The sequence below is a fragment of the Curtobacterium sp. USHLN213 genome (genome assembly GCF_037144815.1).
Lineage (GTDB): Bacteria > Actinomycetota > Actinomycetes > Actinomycetales > Microbacteriaceae > Curtobacterium.
This window is the reverse complement of the sequence record NZ_JBBCYQ010000009.1, coordinates 92046-118420: the sequence shown is the minus strand read 5'-3', so window position 1 is coordinate 118420 and position 26375 is coordinate 92046. Positions and strand designations below refer to the sequence as shown.

Sequence of the window (26375 nt, the reverse complement as noted above, 5' to 3'; positions counted from 1 at the left end):
AGGAGGCGCGTGACGGCGCCGCCGCGCGCCTCCTGGGCACAGACCACCAGACCAGAGCAACGAAACACACCAACGAAGGGCTCACCACCATGATCGACTCGATCGCCACCCTCGACCGGGCCGAGATCCTGCAGCGTCTCGCCGGCATCGTCCGCCCCGAACAGATCGACACGGACGAGCAGCACCTCAAGGACGCCAGCGTCGACCGGTTCAAGAAGTACCAGTCCGTGCACGGCATCCACGACGCCCCGACCCCCGTCGCGATCGTCAACGCCGAGTCCACCGAGGACGTCGCCGCGATCCTGGCGTTCGCGGACGACAACCTCGTCAACATCGTCCCGCGCACCGGTCGCACCGGCACCGAGGGCGGCCTCGAGACGAGCGTCGTCGACACGATCGTGCTCGACTGCTCGCGGATGGACGCCGTCCTGAAGATCGACCCGGAGAACATGCAGGTCACGGTGCAGGCCGGTGTGCCGCTCCAGCGCCTCGAGGACGAGCTCCGCCTGCAGGGCCTCACCACCGGCCACTCGCCGCAGTCGAAGCCGCTCGCCCAGTACGGCGGCCTCGTCGCGACCCGCTCGATCGGGCAGTTCTCCACCCTGTACGGCGCGATCGAGGACATGGTCGTCGGGCTCGAGGCCGTGTTCCCCGGCGGGAAGGTCCGTCGCATCAAGGCCGTCCCGCGCCGCTCGGCCGGCCCGGACATCCGCCACGTGGTCATCGGCAACGAGGGTGCCCTCTGCGTCATCACCGAGGTCACGGTCAAGCTCTTCAGGTACCAGCCGGAGAACAACGAGTTCCACGGTGCGCTCGTCGACGACATGCGGACGGGCATCGCGATCCTGCGCGAGGTCATCACGAACGGCTTCCACCCCTCGGTCGTGCGCCTGTACTCACCGGAGGACGCCAACCAGCACTTCTCGCACTTCTCGAAGGACAAGTGCGTCGTGGTCTTCGTCGCCGAGGGGCCCGCCGGCATCGTCCGTGCGACCTCGGAGGAGATCCAGCGCGTCCTCGCCCAGCACCCGCACGAGCGGGTCGACCCCGCGCTCATCGAGGCGTGGTTCGACAACCTCAACTGGGGCCAGGACAAGATCGACGCCGAGAAGGCCGTCATGCTGCGCGACGGGCAGCTCGGCTACACGACCGAGGTCTCGGCGGACTGGTCGGCCGTCGGCGACGTGTACGACGCGGTGATGCGCCGCATCCGCGAGGAGTACCCGTACGCCGGTGACCTGACGATGCTCGGCGGCCACTCGTCGCACAGCTACCAGACCGGCACGAACATGTACTTCGTGTACGACTACCGCATCGACTGCTCGCCGGAGGAGGAGATCGAGAAGTACCACATCCCCCTCAACGCGATCATCGTCGAGGAGGCGCTGCGCCACGGTGGCTCGATGGTCCACCACCACGGTGTCGGCAAGTACCGCACCCCCTGGGTCGAGGAGGAGCACGGCTCGGCGTTCGCGATCATGCAGGGACTCAAGGCGCAGTTCGACCCGAAGGGCATCATGAACAAGGGCACGATCTTCCCGGAGCCGGGCGCGATCCAGCCGGCCGCGGCCGACCCCGACACGACGTTCGGTCGCGCGACGAGCGGGCGCACCGGCGCATGACCAGGTACCTCGTCGGCATCGACAACGGCTCGCAGTCGTCGAAGGTCACGGTCTTCGACGAGCGGGGCGGGGTCGTCGCCGAGGGGCGTGTGCCGCTGCGGCCGAACCACACGCCGGCACGGGGAGTGGTCGAGCACCCGGACGACGACCTCTGGGACTCGATCGCGGCGGCGTGCCGGATCGCGATGGAGGCGTTCCCGGGCGACCCGTCCGAGATCGTCGGCGTCGGTCTCTGCACGATCCGGTTCTGCCGGGCGGTGCTCCGCGCCGACGGGTCACTCGCCCAGCCGGTCCTGAGCTGGATGGACGCCCGCGTCGGCGCTCCCTTCGTCGCCGAGCAGGACGACGTGGCGTACGTCACGACGTCCTCCGGGTACGTCACGCACCGGCTCACCGGCGCCTTCCGGGACACCGCGGCGAACTACCAGGGCGTCTGGCCGATCGACACCGACACCTGGCGGTGGAGCGAGGACGAAGCGGCGTATGCCGCGACCGGCATGCGACCGGACCAGCTGTTCGAGCTCGTCGCGCCGGGCGAGGTCCTCGGCACCGTCACGGCCGAGGCCGCGGCGGCCACGGGCCTCCCGGTCGGCCTGCCGGTGGTCGCGACGGCCAACGACAAGGCCGTGGAGGCCCTCGGCTGCGGGCTCCTCGACCCGACGACGCTCCTCGTGTCGCTCGGCACCTACATCGCGGGCATGTCGGTCGGCGAGCGGAACATCGACGGGGCGACGGACTTCTGGACGAACTTCGGCTCGGAGCCGGGCCGCTACCTCTACGAGTCCGGCGGCATCCGTCGCGGCATGTGGACCGTGAGCTGGTTCCGCGACCTGCTCGGGCCGGACTTCGCGGCAGCGGCCGACGCGGCGGGCGAGCGCGCCGAGGACCGACTGGGCCGCGAGGCCGCCGACGTCCCCGCGGGATCGGACGGGCTGCTGACCGTCCTCGACTGGCTCGCGCCGGCCGAGGCGACGTTCCGGAAGGGCTCGATCCTCGGGTTCGACGGACGGCAGGGCCGGGCGCACGTGTACCGGTCGATCCTCGAGGGCATCGCGATGACGATGCGCGACCGCGGGGATGCCATGGCCGCCGAGCTCGGGACGGCGTACCGCCGGGTGGTCGTCTCCGGCGGTGGCTCGTCGTCCGACCTGATGATGCAGATCATGTCGGACGTGTTCCAGGCGCCGACCATCCGCGTGGTGGGCGACAGCGCTGCGGGGCGCGGGGCGGCGATCTGCGCGGCGGTCGCGACCGGGGTGCACCCGTCGTTCGAGGCGGCCGCCGCGGCGATGGTCGTCGAGCGGGACCGCTTCACGCCGGACCCGTCGACCGCGGCGGTGTACGACGCGCTGCGTGCCGTACACGCGGACGTGACGGCGCACACCGACGAGGTCTACCGGCGGACGGCGGCCATCGTCGGCTGACGGGTGCGACGCGACCGCTCGGAGGACGGGAGGGGGGGGGGGGGGGGGGGGGGCCCCCGCCCCCCCCCCGCCCGCGCCCCCGCCCCGCCGCGAGGGGGGGGGGGGGGGGCCCCGCGCCCCCGCCGCCTCCCGTCCGTCGCTGCGACCGTCTAGAGCCAGTTGCGCTTGCGGAAGATCGCCCAGAGCACGCCCATCAGGGCGAGCATCCCGAGGATCGCGACCGGGTAGCCGTACCGCCAGTGGAGCTCGGGCATGTGGTCGAAGTTCATCCCGTAGACCCCCGCGATGAGTCCCGGGGCGAAGAGGATCGCCGCCCACGAGGAGATCTTCTTGACCTCCTCGCCCTGCCGGTGCGCGGCGCGTGCGAGCTGCCGGCTCTCCTCGCCCTGCGCGAGGCTGGCGCTCGTCATGCGGCGCATCGCCTCGTTCTGCTCCTGCGACACCAGGGTCGCGTGCAGCGTCAGGGCGTTCTCGAGCAGGGCCCGGAAGGAGTCCACCCGCTCGGTGACCCGAAGTGCGTGGTCGAGCACGTTCCGCAGGCGGTGCTGGACCTCGTCGTCGACGCCGTACTTGTCGGCGCCGCGGAGCAGCCCCTTCACCATCGCGGGCACCGGCTTCGTGGCGCGCTGGAAGGCCAGGACCTCGCTGAGGAGCTGGTAGATCCGCTTCGAGACACCGGGGTCGACCTGCCCGGCGAACAGCTGGTCCTCGATGGCGTCGACGTGGTCCTGCAGGATCTCGACCACGGGGGCGTAGCCGTCGACGACCTCGTCGAGCACGGCGGCGGTGACGGCCTCGGAGCCCCGGGCGAGGAACTCCGGGTCGGCCTCGACCCGGGCACGGAGCGCCGCCAGGTCGGGACGCTCGGCGTGCCGGACGCTCACCACGAACCGGTCGCCGACGAACAGGTGCACCTCACCGAACTCGACGGTCTCGGCAGTGGTGTCGAACCACGCGGGTCGGAGCACCAGGAAGAGTGTGTCGCCGTACCGCTCGAGCTTCGCGCGCTGGTGTCCCTTGCGGGCGTCCTCCACCGCGTTCTCGTGCAGGTCGAACTCGGTCGCGACGGCCTCGAGCTCGGTGTCGTCGGGGCGGAAGAGCCCGATCCAGGCGAGGTCGCCCCCGGTGGCGAGCGACAGGGTCGACGGTGACCCGACGCGACGTCCCTCGACGTAGATCGCGTTGTCGATCAGTGCCATGTGCGTGCTCCTCTCGGGAGCAGGCAGGCGCGAAGTGACCCCGGAGTGGTCCGGGGCAGGGGTTGCTCAGCGAACGGGCACGGCGACGACCGTCAGGGGCGGCCGGCCCGATCGAGGATGGTCACCCGACATCGCGCCTCACCTGCCCTTCTGCTGGTCCGTCGGCCGCGGTGCGCAGCCTCGTGGCCACACCCGTGACCGACGCCCGACCCTACTCCGTCGGGTCGGCGGAGCCAAGTGAACGAACGCTCACATGCCCCAGACGTCGCGGTTCGACGACGCGACCGCGACCGCTCCGGCACCGAGGGCGGCCATCACGTCGGCCTTGTCGCACACCAGGCCGCCGGCGATGACCGGCACGGCGGTGTCGTCCCGGAGCCAGGTGATCACGCGCGGCATGCACCCCGGCAGGATCTCGATCGCGTCGGGTCCGGCCTGCTCGACCACGCGGGGGAGCTGGTGGTACGAGAACGAGTCGACGAGGAAGAAGCGCTGCACGGCGACGAGCCCGGCGCGCTTGGCGGCCCGGACGAGGTTCGACTTGGTGGAGAGCACGCCGTCCGCTCGGGTGTGCTCGGCGATCCACGTCACGACGACGTCCCGGGCAGCGAAGCCGTCGAGCAGGTCGACGTCCACGAGCACGGTCTTGCCGGCGTCCTTCGCCCGGGCGACGATGTCCGCGACGTCGAGGACGCTGCCGTAGAGCACGAAGACGACGCCCCGGTCGGAGGCCAGCACCTCGTCGAGCGCGGAGGCGTCCTTGACGCTGGCGATCACCGGGTCGTCGCGGAGTGCGTCGAGCACGGCGTCGGCTCCGGCCCGCGGTGCGACATCGCGTTCCGTCGTGGTCATACCGACCATTGTCGATGACGCGCCCTGACAATCGCGGGCGGGCGCGCGCGGGTCCGGGCGGGCGCGCGCGGGTCAGCGGGTGATGTGCAGACCGGCCGTCGCGAGCTCGGTGAGCTGCCACCCGAGCCACGGGCTCCACGCGAACGGCGCACCGGCGACCGACTCCCGCAGCGCGGCCTCGGAGACCCAGGCGTACTCGGCGACCTCGTCGTCGGCCGGAGCCGGGACGTCGTCGGTGACCGCGCGGAAGACCGGGCAGACCTCGTTCTCGACGATCCCGGAGGCGTCGACGGCGCGGTACTGGAAGTCCGGCAGCACGAGCTCGACGTCGCGGACGGTGATGCCGAGTTCACGTGAGGCCCGTCGGGCGATCGCGTCCTCGAACGACTCGTCGGGGCCGGGGTGGCCGCAGAACGTGTTCGTCCACACCCCGGGCCACGTCTTCTTGGACAGCGCACGACGGGTCACCAGGACGTCGCCGTCGGTGTTCCGCACGTGGCACGAGAAGGCCAGGTGGAGGGGCGTGTGGTCGGTGTGCACCGTGAACTTGTCCGCCGTACCGATCGGGGTACGGTCATCGGCCAGGAGCACCACGGATTCAGGGAAAGTCGTCATCTGCATCGATAGGTTAGGCCAATGAGCGAGGAAGCGGCCACCGTGGCGCACATCGACCTCGCGCTCGTCGACGACTGCCTCGAGCGCTTCTTCGCCGTGTCGTCGGCGCGCGCCGAGCGGTACGGACGACCGTCCGGGGAACTCTGGCGGGTGCTCCGCAAGGCGAGCATGGGCGGGAAGCGCTTCCGCCCGCGCATGGTCCTCACCGCCTACACCGGCCTCGGCGGCGACGACCTGCACGCGGCCGCACACGTCGGTGCCGCGTACGAGCTGCTGCACACCGCGCTCGTCGTGCACGACGACGTCATCGACCGTGACTGGTCGCGCCGCGGCCAGCCGAACGTCGCCGGGTCCTTCCGCGACACCGGCACGACGGGCGGCCTGCCGCTGCCCACCGCCGAGCACCGCGGCATGAGCGCCGCGGTCATCGCCGGCGACCTGGCGCTCGCGGGCGCACCCCGGTTCATCGAGTCGGCCGGCGTCACGGGTGACCGCCGTGCCCGGCTGCTCGAGCTCCTCGACGAGGCCGTGTTCGCCAGCGCCGCGGGCGAGATGACCGACGTCGACCTCGCCCTCGGGGTGATGCCGACGGTGGACGAGGTCCTGCAGATGGAGCGTGCGAAGACGAGCGTGTACTCGTTCGAGGCGCCACTGCAGTCCGGTGCGGTGCTGGCCGGCGCCGCCGAACCGATCGTCGAGGCGCTCGGTGCCTTCGGCCGCGAGATCGGGATCGCCTACCAGATCGTGGACGACCTGCTGGGGGTCTTCGGCGACGAGGGCACGACCGGCAAGACCGTCCTCGGCGACCTGCGCGAGGGCAAGCGCACCATGCTGATCGCCCACGCCGCGACGACCGAGTGCTGGCCGGACATCGCGCCGTACCTCGGCGACCCGGACCTCAGCGAGGAGCGCGCGGCCGAACTCCGTGCGACCCTTGTCACCTGCGGCGCCCGGGCCGCCGCCGAATCGCGGATCGCCGAGCACACCGCACTCGCCCGTGCCGAGCTCGCCGGACTGCCGTACGACCTCGCCGACCGCCTGGAGGCCCTCGTGACCGAACTCGTGGAGCGCGCCCGGTGAGCCACAGCCGAACGGAGCCGCGTCCCACGACCCGGCTCCCGCTCTACGACGCCACAGCCGAGGCCGCGTCGGGCGTCGTCATCGACCGGTACTCGACGTCCTTCGGGCTCGCCAGTCGGCTGCTCACGAAGGACACGCGTGAGCACATCCGCAACGTGTACGCCCTCGTCCGGGTCGCCGACGAGGTCGTCGACGGGCCCGCGACCGAGGCCGGACTCGACCACGACCTCGCCCGGACGGTCCTCGACGAGCTCGAGGCCGACACCGAGCGGGCGATCGCGCTCGGCTTCTCCGTCAACCCGGTGGTGCACGCCTTCGCCCGCACCGCTCGGGTCACCGGGTTCGGCCCGGAGCTCACGCGGCCGTTCTTCGCCTCGATGCGGATGGACCTCGAGCGGACCGAGCACGACCAGGAGTCCTTCGACCGCTACGTGTACGGCTCGGCCGAGGTGGTGGGCCTGATGTGCCTGCGTGCGTTCGTCCACCGCGCCGGCCGGCCGACGTTCGACGGCACCGTGCTCGTCGACGGCGCCCGAGCGCTCGGTGCTGCGTTCCAGAAGGTGAACTTCCTGCGCGACCTGCACGCCGACTTCGAGGTGCTCGGTCGCTCCTACTTCCCGGGGGTCGACATCCGCAGCTTCGACGAGGCGACGAAGGACCGGCTGGTCGCCGACGTGCAGTCCGACCTCGACCGGGCCGCCCGCACCGTCCGGCTGCTGCCGGCCGACGCGCGGAACGCCGTCGGCCTGTCGCACGCGCTCTTCCAGGAGCTCAACGACCGCATCGCCGCCACGCCCGCCGACCGCCTGGTCACCACCCGGGTGCGCGTCCCGAACCCGGTGAAGGCCCGCCTGGCCGCGCAGGTGCTCGCCGGACGTGCGCCGCTGCGGTCGCGCGCGACCCGCCACCGGACGGGAGGCACGGCGTGACCCCGCCCCGCGCCTCCAGTCCGAAGGACGCCGGCACCACGACCAAGCGCAAGGTGCCCGCCCGACGTGCCGTCGTCATCGGCGGCGGCATCAGCGGACTCGCGTCCGCCGCCCTGCTCGCGCGGGACGGCTTCTCGGTGACCGTGCTCGAGCAGCGCGGGCAGCTCGGCGGCCGCGCCGGGTCGTGGGAGCAGGACGGCTTCCGGTTCGACACGGGCCCGTCCTGGTACCTCATGCCCGAGGTGTTCGACCACTTCTTCCAGCTGCTCGGCACCTCGGCCGACGCCGAGCTCGACCTCGAGAAGCTCGACCCCGGGTACCGCGTGTACAGCGAGGGCTACGACGACCCGATCGACCTCCGTGCCGACAGGGAGGCGAACATCGCCCTGTTCGAATCCGTCGAGCCGGGCGCCGGCAGACGGATGCGGAAGTACCTGGCCTCGTCCGAGGACACCTACGCGATGGCGATCCGCCGGTTCCTCTACACGACCTTCCAGGACCTCACGAAGCTCGCTGCCCCCGACGTCCTCCGACGGCTGCCGAAGCTCGCGCGCCTCCTCATCGAGCCGCTCTCGACCTTCGCCGAGTCCGCGGTCAAGGACCGCCGCCTGTGGCAGGTCCTCGGCTACCCGGCGGTCTTCCTCGGCACGAGCCCGTACGCGGCGCCGAGCATGTACCACCTCATGAGCCACCTCGACCTCGCCGACGGGGTGCTCTACCCGAAGGGCGGCATCACCGAGGTCATCTCCGCCGTCGAACGCGTCGCCCGCCGTGAGGGCGCGAAGATCATCGCCGGCGCCAAGGTCGAGCGCATCGTCGTCGAGGACGGCCACGTCACCGGTGTCGTCCACCGCGACCGCGCGGGAGCGCAGCACACGGCGCCCGCCGACCTCGTGGTGAGCGCCGCCGACCTCCGGCACACCGAGCTGCAGCTGCTCGACGCGGAGCACCGCACGTACCCCGCCGCACACTGGGCGAAGCGCGATCCGGGGCCGAGCGCGGTGCTCGTCTACCTCGGCGTCGACGGGCCCGTGCCGGGGCTGCTGCACCACACGCTGGTGTTCACCGAGGACTGGAAGGCGAACTTCGGCGCGATCTTCGGCGCCGACCGGCACGTCCCCGACCCGGCGTCGATCTACGTCTGCGCTCCCTCGGAGACCGACGCCTCGGTCGCACCGCGGGGATCGAGCAACCTGTTCATCCTCGTGCCGCTGCCCGCCGACCTGTCGATCGGCAAGGGCGGCATCGACGGTGCCGGCGACTACGAGGTCGAGCGGATCGCCGACCGCGCCATCGACGTCGTCGCCGAGCGTGCCGGCGTGCCGGACCTCCGCGACCGGATCCGGGTCCGCCGGACGATCGGTCCCCGGGACTTCGCCGACGACTACAACGCCTGGAGCGGCTCGATGCTCGGGCCGGCGCACACCCTGAAGCAGAGCGCGTTCTTCCGCGAGAAGAACGCCTCGGCGAAGGTCGACGGGCTCTACTACGCCGGTGCCTCGACGATCCCGGGCATCGGGCTGCCGATGTGCCTGATCAGCGCCGAGGTGCTCCTCAAGCGCATCCACGGGGACACCAGCACCGAACCGCTCCCGGCACCGCTCCGGCGGCCCGGCGCCACTGACTGATGCCCGGGCTCTACCTCGCCGGGCTGCTGGTGTCGCTCGTCGGCATGACCGTCCTCGACGCCCGGCTCCACCTGTTCTTCTGGCGGGCGCCGTGGCGGGCGGCGGCCGTGATGGTCGTCGGCGTGGCGTTCTTCCTGCTGTGGGACGTGCTCGGGGTCGCCCTCGGCATCTTCTTCATCGGGCCGCAGAACCTGCTGACCGGGGTCCTCCTCGCGCCGGACGTCCCGCTCGAGGAGCTCTTCTTCCTCCTGCTGCTCTGCTACACGACCATGAACCTGGTCGGCTTCGTGCAGCCCCTCGTCGCGCGGGGCCTGCGGCGGGCCGAGCGGAGCCGATCGTGACCGGCTCCGGCGCCTACGCCCTGCTCGCGCTGCCGTTCTTCGCCGCGGTCGCGGTGGTCGCCGTCGCCGCCGGGATCGTCGCCGCACGACGTGCTCGTGCCCGGGGCCGCCGCGCACCGACCGGCCGACGGATCGCCCTCGTGACCGGGCTCGTCGCCGGCATCGCCCTGCTCGTCATGACCATCGTGTTCGACAACGTCATCGTGACGCTGCGGATCGTGGCGTACGACCCGGCGCTCATCAGCGGTGCGAAGATCGGGGCGATCCCGGTCGAGGACCTCGCGTACTCGATCGCCGCGATCGTGCTGCTCCCCAGCCTGTGGGTCCTGTTCGACCGACCCACCCGGCCATCCCACGAAGAGGAACCGACCCGATGAACGCGAGCACCGCCTCCAGGCCGTCGACCCTGCGCGCCCTGTTCGTGTCGTCCCGGCCGATCAGCTGGGTGAACACCGCCTACCCGTTCGGCGCCGCGTACCTGCTCGGCAGCGGGGTCGGCGTCGAGGGCGGCGGCGGGTTCTCGCTCGTCGCGTTCCTCGTCGGCGTCGTCTACTTCCTCGTGCCCTACAACCTGGCGATGTACGGCATCAACGACGTCTTCGACTACGAGTCCGACCTGCGGAACCCGCGCAAGGGCGGGGTCGAGGGTGCCCTGCTCGACAAGAGCGTGCACCGCACCACGCTCTGGGCCGTCGTCGTCACGAACGTGCCGTTCCTGGTCGCGCTCGTCGTGCTCGGCGCGGTGTCCGGCAACGGGCCGTGGTCGTGGCTCGTCCTCGCGATCAGCGTGTTCGCCGTCATCGCCTACTCGGCACCGGGGCTGCGCTTCAAGGAGAAGCCGTTCCTCGACTCGCTCACGTCGAGCACCCACTTCGTGTCGCCGGCGATCTACGGCCTGGCGCTCGCCGGCCCGCACTGGACCGGCCAGCTCGTCGCCGTGTGCGTGGCGTTCTTCCTGTGGGGCGTGGCGTCGCACGCGTTCGGTGCCGTGCAGGACGTCCTCGCCGACCGGGCCGGCGGGATCGGCTCCGTGGCGACCGTCATCGGCGCCCGGGCCACCGTGCGCCTGGCGTTCGTGGCGTACCTCGTGGCCGGTGTCGCCCTGCTCTTCTCGGCGTTCCCGGGACCGATCGCCGCGATCGTCGTCGTGCCGTACGCCCTCAACGTGCTGCCGTGGTGGAACGTCACCGACGCGGGCGCCGAGTCCGCGAACGCCGGGTGGAAGCGGTTCCTCTGGATCAACTACCTCGCCGGGTTCATCGTGACGATGGCACTCATCGCGTACGCGTTCACGCACTGACCCGTGCCCTGACAGACTGGACGCACGCGCCGCGGGAGTCGTGGGGCGCCAGCCACGAAGGAGTGCACGCATGACGGTCCGGATCATCCACGTCGGTCTCGGAGGGTGGGGCGGCAACTGGGCCCGCACCGCCATCCCGGAGGTCACCGAAGTGGAGGTGGTCGGGATCGTCGACCCGGTCCCGGCGACACTGGACGCCGTGCGGTCGGACCTCGGCCTGCCGGAGTCGGCGGCGTTCGCGTCCCTCACCGAGGCGCTCGCCGGGGTCGAAGCCGATGCCGTCGTGATCACCGCCCCCGCCGTGACGCACGTGCCGCTCGCCCTCGAGGCGCTCGAGGCCGGCAAGCACGTCCTCGTCGAGAAGCCCTTCGCCAACACCACGGACGAGGCCGTCACCGCGGTCCGTCGCGCCGAGGAGCTCGGGCTCGTGCTGCAGGTCAGCCAGAACTACCGCTGGTACCCGGCACCCCGGGTCGTGCAGGACCTGCTCGCCGCGAGCACCGTCGGCGAGCTCTCGGCGATCAACGTCGACTTCCGGCAGTGGGACAACGACCTCGCGTTCGAGGAGCACCCGCACTACCGGTTCCCGCACGCGATGATCAACGACATGGCGATCCACCACTTCGACCTCCTCCGGATGATCACCGGTCGCGAGGCCGTCCGCGTGTTCGCGAAGTCGTCGTACCCGTCGTACAGCAAGTACCAGGACGAAGCCGTCGCCTCGATGATCATCGAGCTGGACGACGGCCTCGTGGTCAGCTACCGCGGCAGCTGGCTCTCGCGCGGCCCCCGGACGGCCTGGGCGGGCGAGTGGAGCATCCAGGGCGAGGACGGCGAACTGTGGTTCACGAGCCGCTCGGGGGAGCCGAACGCGGTGGCCGGGGACCGCGTGACCGTCCGCCGGACGCAGGACGACGAGGCCGAGGCGGTCGAGCTGCCGACGATGGCGCACACCGACCGGCAGGGCGGGCTGCAGGCGTTCGCGCGCTCGGTGTCCGGTGGTCCCGCGCCGGCGACGAGCGGTCGCGACAACCTGCGGAGCCTCGCGCTGATGGAGGCGGCGGGCCGCTCCGCGGCGTCGGGCCTGCCCGAGGACGTCGTCGTCCCGTCCTGACGCCCGGCGGGCCGGCTTCGCGAAAGCGACAGTCTGCCGCCGCGGTCCCGCGGCACCCTGTCGCTTTCGCGGCACAGACGACGGGCCGGCCCACGGGTCTGTCGCTCCGGCGGCACGGACTGGAGGCGCGGTGCGGGCCCGACCCGCGCCTCCAGTCCGCCGTCCGGTCGCGCTCCCGCCCCGCGAAAGGGACAGTCTGCCGCCGCGTTCCCGCGGTACCCTGTCGCTTTCGCTACACGGACGGCGGGCCGGCCCGCGAATCTGTCGCTTTCGCGGCACCGGCACCGGCACCGGCGGTGCCCGCCGGCCGCGTCCGCCGTGCGCGGGACACGCCCGGGGCTGGACACGACCCCGGCCCGAGCGTGTACGAAATGGGGAATGGCCAAGGACAGTCTCCCCGAGCTCGAACTCGCGAACGTCCGCACACGTGAGGGCATCACGGACACCGTGACCGAGATCCGTCGTCGTGCGGACATCCCGGCGCGCACCCGCCTGGCGATCGCGAAGACCAAGCAGCGCTGGCACCGCGACCCCACCCCGCTCGTGGCGATGGGCGTGACCGCTGCAGCCGGTGTCGCGGCGATCGTCGTCGGCATCGCGATCCGCAACAACCCCGCCGGGCACCTCGCCGAGCCGCCCGCATCGTCGGCCTTCACCGCGCTGCTGCCGTTCGGGGCCCGTGGCGGCGACGGCCCGGGCGCCGCCGAGCAGAGCCAGCCCGGACGCAAGGGGCGCAAGGCCCGCGCGAAGGCCGCCGAGGAGTCGCTCGAACGCGACCCGCAGCACCGCGCACGCGTCAAGCAGCGCGCCGGCATCGCCGCGGTCCAGCGCCGCGCGACGAAGAACCGCAAGCAGGCCGCCAAGCGTTCGAAGCAGGCGCTGAAGGCGAGGGGGTAGTCCCGTGGCACGCGAGCAGCACAAGCCCGAACCCGACGACCCCCGCAAGCCCGACAGCCCGGCGGACCTCACCAAGCCCACGCTGGTCTACACGCTGAAGAAGACGCTCCGCGAGTTCTCCAGCGACCAGTGCACCGACCTCGCCGCGAGCCTGACCTACTACACCGTGCTCGCGCTCTTCCCCGGTCTGCTGGCCGTGGTCTCGATCCTCGGGCTCGTGTCCGACCCGAAGAAGACGATCGACACGCTGCTCGACCTCGTCAACAACATCGGTGGCGAGCAGGTCGTCAGCCTGCTCCGGGACCCCATCGAGGGACTCGTGCGCTCGCCCGCGGCGCCGATCACGTTCATCGTCGGTGTGGTCGGTGCGCTCTGGTCGGCCTCCGGGTACGTCGGGGCCTTCGGCCGCGCGATGAACCGGATCTACAACGTCCGCGAGGGGCGTCCGATCTGGAAGCTCCGCCCGACCATGCTCGGTGTCACGCTCTTCACGGTCGTCCTGCTCGTCCTCGGGCTGCTCGCACTCGTGTCCGGCCCGCTCGCCCGCAGCTTCGGCGACGTGATCGGGCTCGGCGACGCTGCCGCGACCGTCCTGAGCATCGTGCAGTGGCCGATCCTGCTCGTCATCGCGATCATCGTCGTCGCGGTGCTCTACTACTGGGCGCCGAACGTCAAGCAGCCGAAGTTCCGGTGGGTCAGCGGCGGGTCGATCGTGGCCATCCTGATCCTCGTCGTCGCCAGCGTCGGGTTCGGCTTCTACGTCGGGAACTTCTCGAACTACAACGCCACGTACGGGTCCCTCGGTGGCGTGATCGTCTTCCTGCTGTGGGTGTGGATCACGAACAACGCGCTGCTCTTCGGCGCGGAGTTCGACGCCGAGCTCGAGCGCGGACGGCAGCTGCAGGCCGGCATCCGTGCGGAGGAGGACATCCAGCTCCCCGAGCGCGACACCCGGCAGATCGAGAAGCAGGACGAGAAGCGCGCGCAGGACGTCCTGGACGGCATCAAGATCCGCGAGGACGCCGACCGCCGCTGACGGGACATTCCCGGTCGGGGTCGCTACGGTTCGCCCGTGCCGTCCTTCCTCGAGGGGCTCCCGTTCTGGTGGCTGGTCCTCGCGCTCTTCGTCGTGGTGCTCTGCCGCGCGCAGGCGACCTACTGGCTGGCACGGCTCGCGGTCACCGGCGCGGCGCGGTCCCGCTGGGGCCGCTGGCTCGACTCGGCGGCGGTCCGTCGGGGTTCGGCGCTGCTCGACCGCTGGGGGCTGCCCGTCGTCACGGTCAGCTTCCTCACCGTGGGGCTGCAGACGATCATGAACGCGGCCGCCGGCATCGCCCGGGTGCCGTGGTGGCGGTACACGATCGCGATGGTCCCGGGCTGCGTGGCGTGGGCGTTCGTGTACGCGACGGTGGGGATCGCGCTGTTCTGGGCGGTGCTCGCGGCGTTCGCGGGGTCGCCGTGGGGCGTGGTCGTGCTCGTCGTGCTGGCGGCGGCCGCCTCGGTCGCCGTGTGGACGGTCCGGCGTCGTCGCCGGGCCGCACCGCGGCTTCCGTAGGGTGGTGCGCATGACCGACACCGCGCCTCCCGTCCGTCCGACCGCACTCGTCACGGGCGCGACCCGTGGGATCGGCCGGGCCATCGCGCTCGACCTGGGACGCACGCACCACGTGCTCGTCGGCGGCCGGACAGCCGGAGCCGTGGACGCACTCGTCGCCGAGCTGCCCAGCGCGTCGCCGTTCGTGGGGGACCTCGGCGCGGGCGAGTTCCCGCCGCTGCCGGAGCGCCTCGACGTCCTCGTGCACTCCGCCGGGGTCGAGCAGGGCACGACCGTCGCGGACACCCCGCGCGAGGTGTGGGAGCAGGTCTTCGCCACGAACGTGTTCGCGGTCGCCGAGCTGACGCGGCTCGCCCTCCCGGCCCTCCGCGCGGCGCACGGCATCGTCGTGCCGATCAACAGCGGCTCCGGGTTCCACTCCGGCCCCGGAGGTGGCGTGTACGCGGCGTCGAAGTTCGCGCTGCGGGCGTTCGCCGATGCCCTGCGGGAAGAGGAACGGGCGAACGGCGTCCGGGTGTCGAGCGTGCACCCTGGCCGGACGGACTCGGACATGCAGCGGGCGCTGACCGAGAAGCTCGGCGAGGACTACGACACCGACTACTACCTCGCGCCCTCGGACGTGGCCGACGCCGTCCGGACCGTCGTCGACCTGCCGGAGCGGGGCACGATCGAGTCGCTGGCGATCCGGCCGACGCGGCGGCGCTGACCCGCTGCGACGGGGGCGGGTCAGCGGAGCTCGATGCGCGTGGTGAGGTCGAGGCGGTCGAGGAACGTCTCGTCGTGACTGACCACGACGAGGGCTCCCCGGTACGCCCGGAGCGCGTCCACGAGCTGGTCGACACTCGTCAGGTCGAGGTCGTTCGTCGGCTCGTCGAGCACCAGCAGCTGCGGCGGGGGATCCGCGAGCACGAGGCTCGCCAGCGCCACCCGGAACCGCTCCCCGCCCGAGAGCGCGCCGGCCGGGCGGTCGACGGTGTCCCCGCGCACCAGGAACTTCGCCAGCCGGTTCCGCACCTCCGCCGGCGGGACGTGCGGGGCATCCCGCCGGACGTTCTCCAGCACCGACAGCGCGTCGTCGAGTGAGTCCTTCCGCTGCGGCAGGTAGCCGATGCGGTCGACGTGCGGGACCGCAGTCGTGTCGGGCAACGGGTGCGCCCGCGCGCCGGGCACCCCGACGAGCTGCTCGAGCAGCGTCGTCTTGCCGACGCCGTTGTCCCCGGCGACCGCGATGCGCTCCGGACCCTGCACGATCGTCGCCCGCCCGCGCAGCGTGATCGTCGCGATCTGCCGCGACGCCGGCACGTCCGGGTCGGGGAGCGTCACGTGGATGGACTCGTCCGCGCGCAGCCGCCCCTCTGCCTCGCGCTTGGTGGCGAGTGCGGCGGCCTCGTCCTCGGCGTACCCGGTGCGGAGCCGCCCGGCGGTCTGTTCGCCGCGCTTCCGCATCTCGTTCGCGAAGATCTTCGGCATCCCCTCGGCGGCCTTCACCCCGGACCGGGCCCGACGGGCGATCTTCGTCTCGGCCTCGATGCGCTGCCGCTTCTCGGTGCGGTGTCGCTGCTCGGCGACCCGGACCTCGCGTTCGACGGCGGCCTGCTGCACCGCGAGGTGCTCCTCGAACGCGCTGAAGGTCCCGCCGAACACGGTCATGCCGCCCGCGCGGAGCTCGGCGACCTCGTCGACGTGTTCCAGGAGCTCGCGATCGTGGCTGACGACGACGAGGGTGCCCGGCCAGTCGTCGACCATGTCGAGCAACATGCTCCGCGCACGACGGTCGAGGTTGTTCGTCGGCTCGTCGAGGAACGCGATCGGGAGCCCCCGCAGCCGGATGCCGGCGACCGCCACGAGGACGGCCTGACCTCCGGACAGGGTGCTCACCGGACGCTCGAGGTCGCCGCCGATGCCGAGGCCGATGCCGTCGAGCGCCGCGGCCGCACGTTCCTCGAGGTCCCAGTCGTCGCCCACGGCGTCGAAGTGCTCCGGAGCGGCGTCGCCGCCGAGGATCGCGCGGAGGGCCGTCAGGGTCGGACGGATGCGGAGGAGGTCGGCGACCGCGTCGTCGTTCTGCGGTTGCAGGCGTTGCGGCAGGTGGTCGACGGGGCCGGACGTCGTGATGGTGCCCGACGTGGGGTGGAGCCGACCCGTGACCAGCCGGACGAGGGTCGACTTGCCGGCACCGTTCCTCCCGACCAGGCCGGTCCGGCCACGGCCGAAGGCGGTGGTGAGGTGGCTGAGCGCGGCGGTGCCGTCGGGCCACGCGAAACTGAGGTCGTTCAGGACGACGGACGGACTGATGGGCATACGGGTGCCTCCCCGGTGGTCGATGCTGGGCGCACGACACCGGACCCGCCACGGGAGGGCGGAGCGCCCGACGGGGCGCGACGATCACGGTGTCAGCGCGAGGGCTGAGCAGATCCGGTGATCGACAGCAATTCGTCCACTTCCGTCGGGGAGCCCTGCGTGACCGCCATCCGCACCGCCGGTCGGTCGTCCCGCACCGGTGGCCTCGCGATGACGACGAGGACCAGGCCACGGTACGCCGGGAGTCTCCGGCCGCGCAAGGCCCACGAGCCGTGACAGGCTGGGGGCATGCCGGAGAACCTGCTGCCGAACCCGACCGCGAATCCCGAGACGCTCCTGCCCGCCGAGCCGGAGGTGACCGCCGCCCTCGCCGCCGACGCCCCCGTCGCGAGCGTCGTGGTGTCGCACCCAGCGTCGAGCCTGGCGTGGGCACTGCTCGCCGACGAGGCGTGGGAGCGTGGGGCGACCCTCGAGTCCTACGCCTACGCGCGGGTGGGGTACCACCGTGGGCTCGATGCGCTGCGGAAGGCGGGCTGGCGCGGCGCCGGGCCGGTGCCGTGGTCGCACGAGCCGAACCGGGGCGTGCTGCGGGCGCTGTTCGCGTTGCGGCGGGCGGCTTCGGCGATCGAGGAGCCGGGCGAGCCCGAGCGGCTGACGGAGTTCCTCGATGCGTCCGACCCGGCGGCGATCCCGGCGCTGAGCGCGTAGCGCGCGAGCGCAGGCGCAGGCGGTTCGTCGCTCGTCTCCGCCGGTGCGCGCGCATCTTTCGGGCTCGCTGACCGTTCTGGTTCGTGAAACCCGGGAATCGCGAACCAGAACGGTCACGAACCCCGCGGAACCTCCCTCCGCCTGCGCAGCGGGCTGGCTCGCGCCCGGCTGGCGCACGACGAAAGTCACCTCGAACCGCGCTTCCGCCTGGTTCGAGGTGACTTCCGTTGTGCGAGCCGCGGCGGCTAGCGCGCGGCCGCGGCCGCGGCGCGCCGCCGCGCGAGCAGCACCCACGCACCCGCGGCGAGCAGCAGCGCCGCCACGGCCCCGGCGACGAAGACGGCCGGCCCGGACACGCCCGTGTACGCCAGCACCCCCCGCGCGCTCGCCCGCTCGGCCACGGCGTCGGACGCCCCGCGGTCACCAGCGCCTGAGGCAGCGCCCGGCCCCGCGCCCGAGCCGGCCCCCGCGCCCGAGCCGGCCCCCGATCCCGCGCCGCCGCCCGAGCCCGAGCCCGAGCCCGAGCCCGGGCCCGGCGTCGGCGGTACGACCACCGACTCGACGGGCTCCACGACGACCCGGACGACCGCCACCACGGTCTGCCCCGCGTGCGTCGTCACCTGGTACCGCACTGCGGTCGCCGGTCCGGAGAACGACGGCTCCGGGGTGAACGTCACCTGCACGCCCTCGACCGTCCAGACGCCCTCGCCGGGGACCCGGAGCCGCTTGCCGTCCGCCGAGAGCTCCGCCCCCTCGATCCCGTCGCCGCTCAAGCGCAGGGAGTCCGGGTCCGCCGAGCTCCCGTCGAGCGGGTCGTTCCCGAGGACGTCGATCGTCACCGGCTCGCCCTGCTTCGTCGTGCCCTCGTCGTCGACCGCGACGGCCTCGGGCAGGACGACCTCGAACGCGGTCCGGTCGGCGTTGTTCGACAGGTCGACGTCGGTCACCGAACCGTCGAGCGCGATCGCGGGGCGGGCTGCGTCGAGGCGGTCGGTCGTGAAGTCCGTGACGCTCTCGACGGGCATCGTGTGGAGGCCGGAGCGGGTCGTCACCGGCACCGTCCCCCGCACCGCGATCGTGACCGCACCACCGGGCGGGCCCGACCAGTCGGCGGCGACCGCACCCTGTCCCGCAGCGGCGCCGCACGTCGCCCCGGCCTCTGCACGGCACGTCCACCGCACGTCCGTCAGCGGCAGTCCCTCGGTCACCGCCACCGTGCGCGCGACGGCGTCGACCGCTCCGCCGATCGTCGCCGGCCCGTCGTTCACCGACCGCAGCTCGAACGTGACGTCCTCGCCGGGGGTGACCGGCGCGTTGGTCAGCGTGTGGGCGGTCGTGACGACGTCGGTCGGCTGCGTCGCCCGCAGGTTCCGGATCTCGTGGAACTGCGTCCGGCCACCGGTCGATGCGCTGAAGCCGAACCGCACCTGTTCCGGCAGCGCCGTGGCGGGCAGGTCGGCGCTGACGACCTCGCGCAGCTCGCCCGCGTCGGCGCCGGGGGCGGTCGGCTCGGACATCGCGACGAGCACCCGGATCCCGCCGGCGTCGGTCGGCAGCAGATCGATCTGCACGTGGCGGTGCGTGGCCGCCTCGGCCGTGGTCTCGCGGTCTTCGAGGAACCCGTCGCCGAGGTCCCCGGTGGTCGCGAGGACCGGGTAGCACTCGCGCTCCGGACCCCGGACGGTGATCGCGTTCGGGACGACGTCGGGACGCGCGAAGTTGCCGAACCGGTCGAACCCGATCCCGACGACCCCGCCGTCGAGGCCTTCCTCGCAGGGGCGGGTGCCGTCGTGGTAGCCGAGGCCAGCGCCGACCGGACCGATCGCGTCGAGCGGGACGGCGGCGTCCTGCAGGAAGAACCCGATCCCGTCGGCGTACCCGGTGTCCGTCGTGCTCCACATCCGCTGGTCGAACTCGACCGTGAGGCCGTGGCTCGAGTCGTAGGGCGACTCGTTGTACACGGCGGAACTCACCCGCTTCGTGTCGTCGGTCAGCCGTAGCCACCGTCCGGTGGCACTGTGGTCGACGATCGCTGCCTGTCCGTCGTCCGTCGCGATCCGGGTCCAGCCGGCGGGCATCGTCGTGCCGACCGGCAGTCCGACGAAGGGGTCGGTGACCGGGAACGGCGCGACCGCGTGCGCGGGGGACGTCGTGGCGACCGCGGTCGCGAGGCCGCCGCCGACCACCACGAGGGCGGTCAGGGCGGCGCTCGCGACGGCGCGCCTGGGAGTGCTGTGCATGGGGTCCTCTCTGCTGGTGGAGAAGACCCTTCCGGACGCCCGACACGGGCGCAAGGAATATGTATCAGATATACGACTTCCGGGCTGCGCTCAGCCGAGCACGACGCTCCACGAGAACGCCTGCGGCCAGAGCTGGTGCTCCGGCAGCACGTCGAGGCCGCACGCCCGCGACCCCAGGCCGTGCTGCGCGGCGTCGAGGTACAGGTACAGGTGCTCCGAAACAGGCAGCTCGTAGGGGTGCATCGCGCGACCGATCTGCTGCGCGGTCCACGGCGACAGGGTGAACCCTGCACGGTGCGAGCCGACGGTCGACACGGTGAACGGCCCGACCGACAGCTCGCGCAGCGACGGCCGGTGCCCGGTCTCCTGCGGCATCGAGTACTCGACGCCGAGCGACCGCACCGGTGCCGAGAAGCGTCCGACGCGGGCGGCGTGCGACGAGTCCGCGTACGACTCGAGCGGCCCCGTGCCGAACCACGACGCGTCCGAGTCGGCCAGGGACGCTGGCAGGTCGAACCGAACCCCGATCCGTGGCCACGTGACGTCCCACGCGCCGAACGGCACCGCGTCGGTCTGCAGCAGCAGCCCGGCGTCGGTCAGGGTCCAGCGGTGCGTGACGTCGACGCCCCACCCGCTGTTCGCCGCCGCGACGCGGACCCGCTGCTCGAGCCCGGAGTCCGTCCGCGACACCGACACGAGCCGGTGCGTGAGCCGGTCCAAACCACGTTCCCGCCAGCGTTTGGCCGACGGGGGAGCGTCCGGGTCGCCCACGCCGTGCGTCAGCACCGGGTCGGCCGTCTCGTACCCGCCCTGTGAGGCCAGACTGTCGTTGTCGGTCGGTGCGCGCCACAGTTCGAGCCGCGGCCCGGCCACCTCGTGCCCCTTCCAGGACACCAGGTCCCCGCGGGCCGAGAACGTCCCGTCCCCGAGTCGGTCGCCGTCCCACCCCTGACCGGAGGCCCGTGGCACGTCCGCCTCGCGCGATGCGACGAGCGTCTGGGTGCGTGCCAGGACGTGGCCGGTGTCCGCCCACGAGGTCGGCCCCGCCAGTTCCGCCGTGACGTCGAACCACAGCTCGTCACCGGGGGCGAGCGCCGCGGTCGCGGCCTCGAGTACCTCGTTCGGCACCGGCACCGTGGCGGAGGACCGCGCCGCGATGACACCGGGCGTGAACCGGCCCTCGTGCTCCACCACACCGTTCCGGGACAGCGTCCAGTGGAACCGCAGTCCCGCGGTCGAGGCCGAGTGGTACCGGTTCTCGATGAGCACGGTGGTGTCCGACGCGGACATCCGGATCGGCGCCACGACGGCCGCGAACTCCGCCAGCCCCGGCGTCGGGGTGTCGTCGGGCAGCACCAGGCCGTCCATCACGAAGTTGCCGTCGTGGACGACCTCGTGGAAGTCGCCGCCGTACGCGTGGTAGGGCCGTCCGTCGGGGGTGTGCGCGAGCAGCCCGTGGTCCCGCCACTCCCACACGAACCCGCCGTGCAGCCGCGGGTACTTGTCCACGAGGGCCTCGTACTCGGCGATCTGGCCGGGTCCGTTGCCCATCGCGTGCACGTACTCGCAGTGGATGAACGGCTTCGATCGCTGGCGAGCCGCCTCGGCCGGGCCGCAGCCGAGCAGGGGCGTTTCCGGACCGCCGCCGATCGACTCGGTCTCCTGCAGCGACGGGTACATGCGGGAGTACACGTCGGTGTAGGCGCCGGTGTAGTCGCCCTCGTAGTGGACCGGACGTTCGTCGTCGCGGTCGTGCACCCACTGCGACATCGCGGCGAGGTTGCGGCCGGTCCCGGACTCGTTGCCGAGCGACCACATCACGATCGACGCGTGGTTCTTGTCGCGCTCGACGGTCCGCGCGATGCGGTCGAGGTACGCGTCGCGCCAGGCCGGGTCGTCCGACGGGTTGCCGACCCAGCCGGTGAAGATGAACCCGTGCGTCTCGAGGTCGCACTCCAGGATCACCCAGAAGCCCAGCTCGTCGGCGAGGTCGAGCACGCGGGGGTGGGGCGGGTAGTGCGACGTCCGGATGGCGTTGACGTTGTTCCGCTTCATGAGCGCCATGTCCGCGCGTGCGTGCTCCTCGTCGAACACCCGACCGCGCACGGGGTGGGTCTCGTGCCGGTTCACGCCGTGGAACACCACGCGCTCGCCGTTCACCAGGAACCGATCGCCCTCGATCGACACGGTGCGGAAGCCGAGCCGCAGCGACACGCTCTCACCGCCGGCGCTCCCACCGGCTGCGGTCCCGGTGGACAGCGTCGCGTCGTACAGCGTCGGGAGCTCGGCGCTCCACGGCTCGACCCCCTCGACGGTGATCGGTCCGACCTCGTCGGCGGACGCCCACGAGACGTCGACGCCGAGCGCGGGCACCGTGAAGCGCACCGGGAACGCAGCATCGACGGTCGGGAACGAGATCGTCCCCGTGCCGGTCGACGGTCGGCCGGACGCTGCCGTGCCCGCGGTCGCGGCGGATCCGAGCGTCGAGGTCCACCCGGCGCGGACGAACACGTCGTCGATCGGGGCGGTCGGCCGCGCCAGCAGCGTGACGTCGCGGAAGATCCCGGGCAGCCACCACTGGTCCTGGTCCTCGAGGTACGAGGCCGCCGACCACTGGTGCACCCGGACGCGGACCTCGTTCGACCCCTGTCGCAGCACGGACGTGACGTCGAACTCCGTCGCGAGCCGCGACCCGGTCGACCATCCGATGAGGACGCCGTTCACCCACACCCGGAAGTGCGACTCCACACCGTCGAACCGGAGCAGCACCCGGGCCGCGGCGTCGAAGGACGTCGGGACGTCGAAGGTGCGGCGGTAGTCGCCGGTCGGGTTCTCCTCCGGCGGGTGCGGCGGGTCGATCGGGAACGGGTACTGCAGGTTCGTGTAGCTCGGCGCGCCGTGCCCGTGCAGCACCCAGTGCGCCGGCACCGGGATCGTGCCCCACTCGTCCTCCGGCCCCGGTTCCGGGACGTCCGCGACGGGCGACCACCGGAAGTCCCATTCCCCGTCCAACGACAGGGCGGGAGCGTCCGTGTGCAGCCAGGCCCGTGGGGCCAGCCGGGTGTCCGAACCGGGGGCGGTGGAGGAGAGTGCGGCGATGGTCAACCCTTGACCGATCCTTCCGTGAGGCCCCCGCGCCAGAAGCGCTGCAGGACGATGATGGCGATGACGAGCGGGATGACCGAGACGAGCACCCCGCCGGTGGTGAGCTGGTAGAACTCCGGCAGCCGGTCCACCTGCGAGCGCCAGTTGTTGAGTCCCAGTGTGATCGGGTACAGCTTCTGGTCGGCCAGCATGATGAGCGGCAGGAAGAAGTTGTTCCAGATGCCGACGACCTGGAACAGGAACACGGTGACGAGTGCCGGCGTCATCTGCCGGAGCACGATCGTGTGGAAGATCCGGAGCTCGCCGGCCCCGTCGATGCGTGCCTGCTCGAGGAGCGCCGTGTCCACCGACGCCGCGGCGTACACCCGGCAGAGGAACAGGCCGAACGGCGAGACGAGGCTCGGGATGAGCACGCTCCAGTACGTGTCGGTCAGGCCCAGCGTCGAGAACAGCAGGAACAGCGGCAGCGCCGTCGCCGTCCCCGGCACGAGCACGCCGCCGAGGATCGTGCCGAACACGAGCTGCCGACCCCGGAACTCGTACTTCGCGAGCGCGTAGCCACCCGCCGCGGCGAAGTACGTCGCGAGGACGGCGCCGACGCCCGAGTACAGGATGCTGTTCGCGATCCAGCGGACGAAGATGCCGCCGTCGTACGTGAACACCTGCTGGAGGTTGCTGAACAGCGCGAAGTCGCCGCCGAACCAGAACCCGTTCGTGGCGAACAGCGCGCCGGTGGTCTTCGTCGCGGCGATGATCACCCAGTACAGCGGGACGAGGAAGTAGATCGCGACGATGACGAGGATGCCCGTCACGACGATCTGCGACTTGCCGGAGCGGTCGAGCTTGCGGCGCTGGTGCGCCGAGATCGACGTGGTGTCCACCGGGACCGCGGTCTTCGCGGTGGCCGGCGCTTCGATGGCTTCGCTGCTCATTCGTCCGCCCCCTTCGTGACGGTGGTGCCGTGGTCCGGACCGGAGCGGCCCTGGAGGTGCGGTGCGGCCTGGGTGGTGACCGTCCCGGCCGACGCGACGCGCGTCTGGAGCGCGGCCCGCGCCTCCTGGCCGTCCCGCTTCGCCCGCTTGCGGCGATCCCGCTCGTCCTTCGGCGGACGGTTCGTCAACGCGAGGAACGCGAACGACAGGATGAACGCGGCCAGCGCGATGATGACCGCCTGCGCACTCGCGACGCCGTACTCGTTGAACGCGAACGCGTTCGTGTAGGCGGCGTAGTTCGGCGTGTACTCGGTGTCGATCGCAGGGGCGACCGTGGACAGGATCTGCGGCTCCGCGAAGAGCTGCAGCGTGCCGATGATCGAGAACACCGTCGTGAGCACGAGTGCCGGCGCGATGAGGGGGATCTGGATCCGCCACGCGACCTGGAACGCGTTCGCGCCGTCCACCTTGGCGGCCTCGTAGACCTCGCCGGGGATGGACTTCAGCTGCGCCACGATGATGAGCATGTTGTAGCCGGTGTACGTCCACGTGACGATGTTCGCGATCGACCAGAGCACGCTGTTCGCACCGAGGAAGTCCGGCTGGAGCCCGATCCCCTGCAGCAGCGACACGATCGGCGACAGGCCCGGCACGTACAGGAAGGACCACAGGATCGTCGCGATGACGCCGGGGACGCCGTACGGCATGAAGTAGATCGCACGGAAGAAGCCCGGCCAGCGGGCGCTCGCCGACTCGAGCAGCAGCGCGAGGATCGTGCAGGCGATGATCATCACCGGGACCTGCACGATGCCGAACAGCAGCATGCGGCCGATCGAGGCGACGAAGCCGGCGTCCTGCAGGGCGATCGCGTAGTTGTCGAACCCGGCGAACCTGCCGACGACGCCGTCCTCGCCGAACAGCCCCTCGCGGTCGACGGTCGTGAACGACTGGAACAGCGCGCTGATGATCGGGATGATGAACGTCAGCACGAACAGGGCGAGGAAGGGTGCGAGCAGGATCCACGGGGCGCGCTTCTGGGCGACCGTGGCCTTCGTGCTCGTGCGGAAGCCGTTCTTCGGCTGCGTCGTGGTCATCGTGCCGTCCTCACGCTGAGGCCCTTGTCCTTGAAGGACTGGACGATCTCCTTCTGGGCGAGCTCCACCGCGTCGGTGAGCTTCAGCCCACTCGTGAGCTTGCGGCGGAACTGGTTCTGCAGACTCGTGAACGCCGACTGCGTCACGGGCGACCAGGACCACTCGACGTTCTGCTCCTGGGCGGCGGGGACGAAGACGTCCTCGTTGTAGTTCTGCCCGGAGAACCACTTGCTCGGCTGCTCGCGCTGCGCCCCGATGTAGTCCTTCGCGGGCGACCACCCGATGCCGCAGTACTTGATCATCGCGTCGATGCCCTCCTTGGAGGTGGTCATCCACGTGATGAACTCGAGCGCTTCCTTCGGGTGCTTCGCGTTGGCGAGCACCGCGGCCGTCGAACCGCCGATCGCGCTCGACCCGAACCCGGTGTCGCCCCACTTCTGCATGGGTGCGACCTTCCACTTGCCCTCGCCGCCCTGGACGGACTCGATGAGGGCGTCGCCCCAGCTCGCGCTCGTGACGGCCGCGATCTTGCCGCTCGCGGCCGAGGCGTACCAGCCGGGGGAGTAGGCGCCGGCGCTCGTGTCGACGAGCTTGTCGTCGATCACGCCGTCGAAGAACTCGGCGACCATGAGGGTCTTCTCGTCGGTCATGTCGACGACCCACTCGTCGCCGTCGACCTTGAACCACCGGGCGCCGGCCTGCTGCGCGTACGCGGCGAAGGGGGAGGCGTCCGAGACCGGGAAGACCTCGAGGTAGTTCTGCGCGCCGGTCTTCCGGACCTTCTCGGCGAGGTCGCGCCACTCGTCCCACGTCGTCGGGGGTTCGCCGCCGGCCTGCTCCAGGAGCGCCGTCTGGTAGTAGAAGCCCATGGGGCCGGTGTCCTGGGGGATGCCGTAGATGCCGTCCACGAACGAGACCTGCGCCCAGGCGGCGTCGTCGTACTTCGACTCGTAGTCCTTCGCGCCGTAGCGGGCGAGGTCGACCAGGCCGTTGGCGAGCATGAACTCGGGGATCTGCCGGAGCTCGACCTGCCCGATGTCCGGGCCGCCACCGGCCGCGAGCGCGGAGTACATCTTCTGGTACCCGCCGCTGTTGCCGCCCGGGATCCAGTTCGCGGTCACCTGGATGTCCGGGTGGGTCTTGTTCCAGACGTCGCAGACCTTCTGCAGGTCCTTCAGCCAGGCCCAGTAGGTCAGTTCGACCTTCTGCCCGCTCGCGGCGGCGGGGATCAGCGCCGCCTTGTTCACGTTGGTCGAGCCCGGCACCGCGCAGCCGGCGAGCAGTCCGGTCGCGGCCGCGCCGAGGCCGAAGCCCAGCAGTTGTCGTCGGGAGATGGGCCGTCGGTTCGGTGGAGGCGTCATTGCCGGGACTCCGGTTCGTCGTCGAGCGGGATGCCTCCAACCCAACCACAAAACCGAGCGCAGCTGTACTTTCACGAA

23 protein-coding genes are annotated in these 26375 nt (G+C 71.7%); 14 read left to right on the top strand and 9 right to left on the bottom strand.

The window, feature by feature from the left end; all coding sequences use genetic code 11:
* Nucleotides 1–89: 89 nt before the first annotated feature.
* Nucleotides 90–1622, top strand: a complete 1533-nt coding sequence (locus tag WFH25_RS13400; protein WP_336698067.1) for an FAD-binding oxidoreductase — start codon at nucleotides 90–92, stop codon at nucleotides 1620–1622.
* Nucleotides 1619–3046: an FGGY-family carbohydrate kinase gene (locus WFH25_RS13395; protein ID WP_336698066.1), complete on the top strand. Its 1428-nt coding sequence runs from the start codon at nucleotides 1619–1621 to the stop codon at nucleotides 3044–3046. Before WFH25_RS13400 ends, WFH25_RS13395 begins: the two co-directional genes overlap by 4 nt.
* A 149-nt stretch (nucleotides 3047–3195) precedes the next feature.
* Here the strand turns inward: WFH25_RS13395 and WFH25_RS13390 are convergent, their stop codons facing one another.
* The 3 genes from WFH25_RS13390 to idi form a co-directional block, all read right to left on the bottom strand.
* Complete coding sequence (locus WFH25_RS13390) at nucleotides 3196–4245, bottom strand: magnesium and cobalt transport protein CorA (RefSeq protein ID WP_070417110.1); 1050 nt, start codon at nucleotides 4243–4245, stop codon at nucleotides 3196–3198.
* A gap of 249 nt (nucleotides 4246–4494) precedes the next feature.
* Entirely contained in the window at nucleotides 4495–5097 is a 603-nt protein-coding gene (locus WFH25_RS13385) for a glycerol-3-phosphate responsive antiterminator (RefSeq protein WP_071294384.1), read from the bottom strand.
* 72 nt (nucleotides 5098–5169) lie between these two features.
* The gene (gene idi, locus WFH25_RS13380; RefSeq protein WP_336698064.1) at nucleotides 5170–5712 is read right to left on the bottom strand and encodes an isopentenyl-diphosphate Delta-isomerase; all 543 of its coding nucleotides are present in this window, start codon (nucleotides 5710–5712) and stop codon (nucleotides 5170–5172) included.
* Between the two features lie 21 nt (nucleotides 5713–5733).
* Here idi and WFH25_RS13375 point away from each other — a divergent pair, with 21 nt between their 5' ends.
* From WFH25_RS13375 to WFH25_RS13325, 11 genes are all read left to right on the top strand, one after another.
* Nucleotides 5734–6792 carry a polyprenyl synthetase family protein gene (locus tag WFH25_RS13375; RefSeq protein WP_071303425.1) on the top strand — a complete coding sequence of 353 codons (1059 nt, stop codon included), beginning with the start codon at nucleotides 5734–5736 and terminating at the stop codon, nucleotides 6790–6792.
* Nucleotides 6789–7721 (top strand): phytoene/squalene synthase family protein, encoded by a 933-nt coding sequence (locus WFH25_RS13370; RefSeq protein ID WP_336698063.1) that lies wholly within the window; start codon nucleotides 6789–6791, stop codon nucleotides 7719–7721. Before WFH25_RS13375 ends, WFH25_RS13370 begins: the two co-directional genes overlap by 4 nt.
* Nucleotides 7718–9349 (top strand): phytoene desaturase family protein, encoded by a 1632-nt coding sequence (gene crtI, locus WFH25_RS13365; RefSeq protein WP_083295095.1) that lies wholly within the window; start codon nucleotides 7718–7720, stop codon nucleotides 9347–9349. Before WFH25_RS13370 ends, crtI begins: the two co-directional genes overlap by 4 nt.
* Entirely contained in the window at nucleotides 9349–9690 is a 342-nt protein-coding gene (locus WFH25_RS13360) for a lycopene cyclase domain-containing protein (protein WP_070417106.1), read from the top strand. Before crtI ends, WFH25_RS13360 begins: the two co-directional genes overlap by 1 nt.
* Nucleotides 9687–10067, top strand: a complete 381-nt coding sequence (locus tag WFH25_RS13355; RefSeq protein WP_336698061.1) for a lycopene cyclase domain-containing protein — start codon at nucleotides 9687–9689, stop codon at nucleotides 10065–10067. The genes WFH25_RS13360 and WFH25_RS13355 overlap by 4 nt, the downstream gene beginning before the upstream one ends.
* Nucleotides 10064–10990 carry a prenyltransferase gene (locus WFH25_RS13350; RefSeq protein WP_070417104.1) on the top strand — a complete coding sequence of 309 codons (927 nt, stop codon included), beginning with the start codon at nucleotides 10064–10066 and terminating at the stop codon, nucleotides 10988–10990. Before WFH25_RS13355 ends, WFH25_RS13350 begins: the two co-directional genes overlap by 4 nt.
* A gap of 70 nt (nucleotides 10991–11060) precedes the next feature.
* Nucleotides 11061–12104, top strand: coding sequence for a Gfo/Idh/MocA family protein (locus WFH25_RS13345; RefSeq protein WP_070417103.1), 1044 nt, complete (start codon nucleotides 11061–11063; stop codon nucleotides 12102–12104).
* Nucleotides 12105–12482: 378 nt separating this feature from the next.
* Nucleotides 12483–13001, top strand: coding sequence for a hypothetical protein (locus WFH25_RS13340; RefSeq protein ID WP_070417102.1), 519 nt, complete (start codon nucleotides 12483–12485; stop codon nucleotides 12999–13001).
* 4 nt (nucleotides 13002–13005) lie between these two features.
* Nucleotides 13006–14037, top strand: coding sequence for a YihY/virulence factor BrkB family protein (locus WFH25_RS13335; protein ID WP_092384718.1), 1032 nt, complete (start codon nucleotides 13006–13008; stop codon nucleotides 14035–14037).
* Nucleotides 14038–14073: 36 nt separating this feature from the next.
* Nucleotides 14074–14556 (top strand): DedA family protein, encoded by a 483-nt coding sequence (locus WFH25_RS13330; RefSeq protein ID WP_336698058.1) that lies wholly within the window; start codon nucleotides 14074–14076, stop codon nucleotides 14554–14556.
* 10 nt (nucleotides 14557–14566) lie between these two features.
* Entirely contained in the window at nucleotides 14567–15262 is a 696-nt protein-coding gene (locus tag WFH25_RS13325; protein ID WP_336698057.1) for an SDR family oxidoreductase, read from the top strand.
* Nucleotides 15263–15282: 20 nt separating this feature from the next.
* On the opposite strand, the gene WFH25_RS13320 is transcribed toward WFH25_RS13325, so the two are convergent.
* A complete protein-coding gene (locus WFH25_RS13320; protein WP_336698056.1) occupies nucleotides 15283–16857 on the bottom strand; it encodes an ATP-binding cassette domain-containing protein in 1575 nt (524 codons plus the stop codon).
* 288 nt (nucleotides 16858–17145) lie between these two features.
* Between WFH25_RS13320 and WFH25_RS13315 the strand changes: the two genes are divergently transcribed.
* A complete protein-coding gene (locus WFH25_RS13315; protein WP_071294394.1) occupies nucleotides 17146–17565 on the top strand; it encodes a DUF3151 domain-containing protein in 420 nt (139 codons plus the stop codon).
* Between the two features lie 245 nt (nucleotides 17566–17810).
* Here WFH25_RS13315 and WFH25_RS13310 read toward each other — a convergent pair whose 3' ends face one another.
* The 5 genes from WFH25_RS13310 to WFH25_RS13290 all read right to left on the bottom strand — a co-directional run bounded on the left by WFH25_RS13310 (nucleotide 17811) and on the right by WFH25_RS13290 (nucleotide 26297).
* Nucleotides 17811–19805, bottom strand: coding sequence for an Ig-like domain-containing protein (locus tag WFH25_RS13310; RefSeq protein ID WP_336698055.1), 1995 nt, complete (start codon nucleotides 19803–19805; stop codon nucleotides 17811–17813).
* Between the two features lie 90 nt (nucleotides 19806–19895).
* Nucleotides 19896–22910 carry a glycoside hydrolase family 2 TIM barrel-domain containing protein gene (locus tag WFH25_RS13305; RefSeq protein WP_336698054.1) on the bottom strand — a complete coding sequence of 1005 codons (3015 nt, stop codon included), beginning with the start codon at nucleotides 22908–22910 and terminating at the stop codon, nucleotides 19896–19898.
* Entirely contained in the window at nucleotides 22907–23842 is a 936-nt protein-coding gene (locus WFH25_RS13300; RefSeq protein WP_092384698.1) for a carbohydrate ABC transporter permease, read from the bottom strand. Before WFH25_RS13300 ends, WFH25_RS13305 begins: the two co-directional genes overlap by 4 nt.
* Nucleotides 23839–24936, bottom strand: a complete 1098-nt coding sequence (locus WFH25_RS13295; RefSeq protein WP_336698052.1) for a carbohydrate ABC transporter permease — start codon at nucleotides 24934–24936, stop codon at nucleotides 23839–23841. The genes WFH25_RS13300 and WFH25_RS13295 overlap by 4 nt, the downstream gene beginning before the upstream one ends.
* Nucleotides 24933–26297, bottom strand: a complete 1365-nt coding sequence (locus WFH25_RS13290; RefSeq protein WP_336698051.1) for an extracellular solute-binding protein — start codon at nucleotides 26295–26297, stop codon at nucleotides 24933–24935. The genes WFH25_RS13295 and WFH25_RS13290 overlap by 4 nt, the downstream gene beginning before the upstream one ends.
* Nucleotides 26298–26375: the final 78 nt, after the last annotated feature.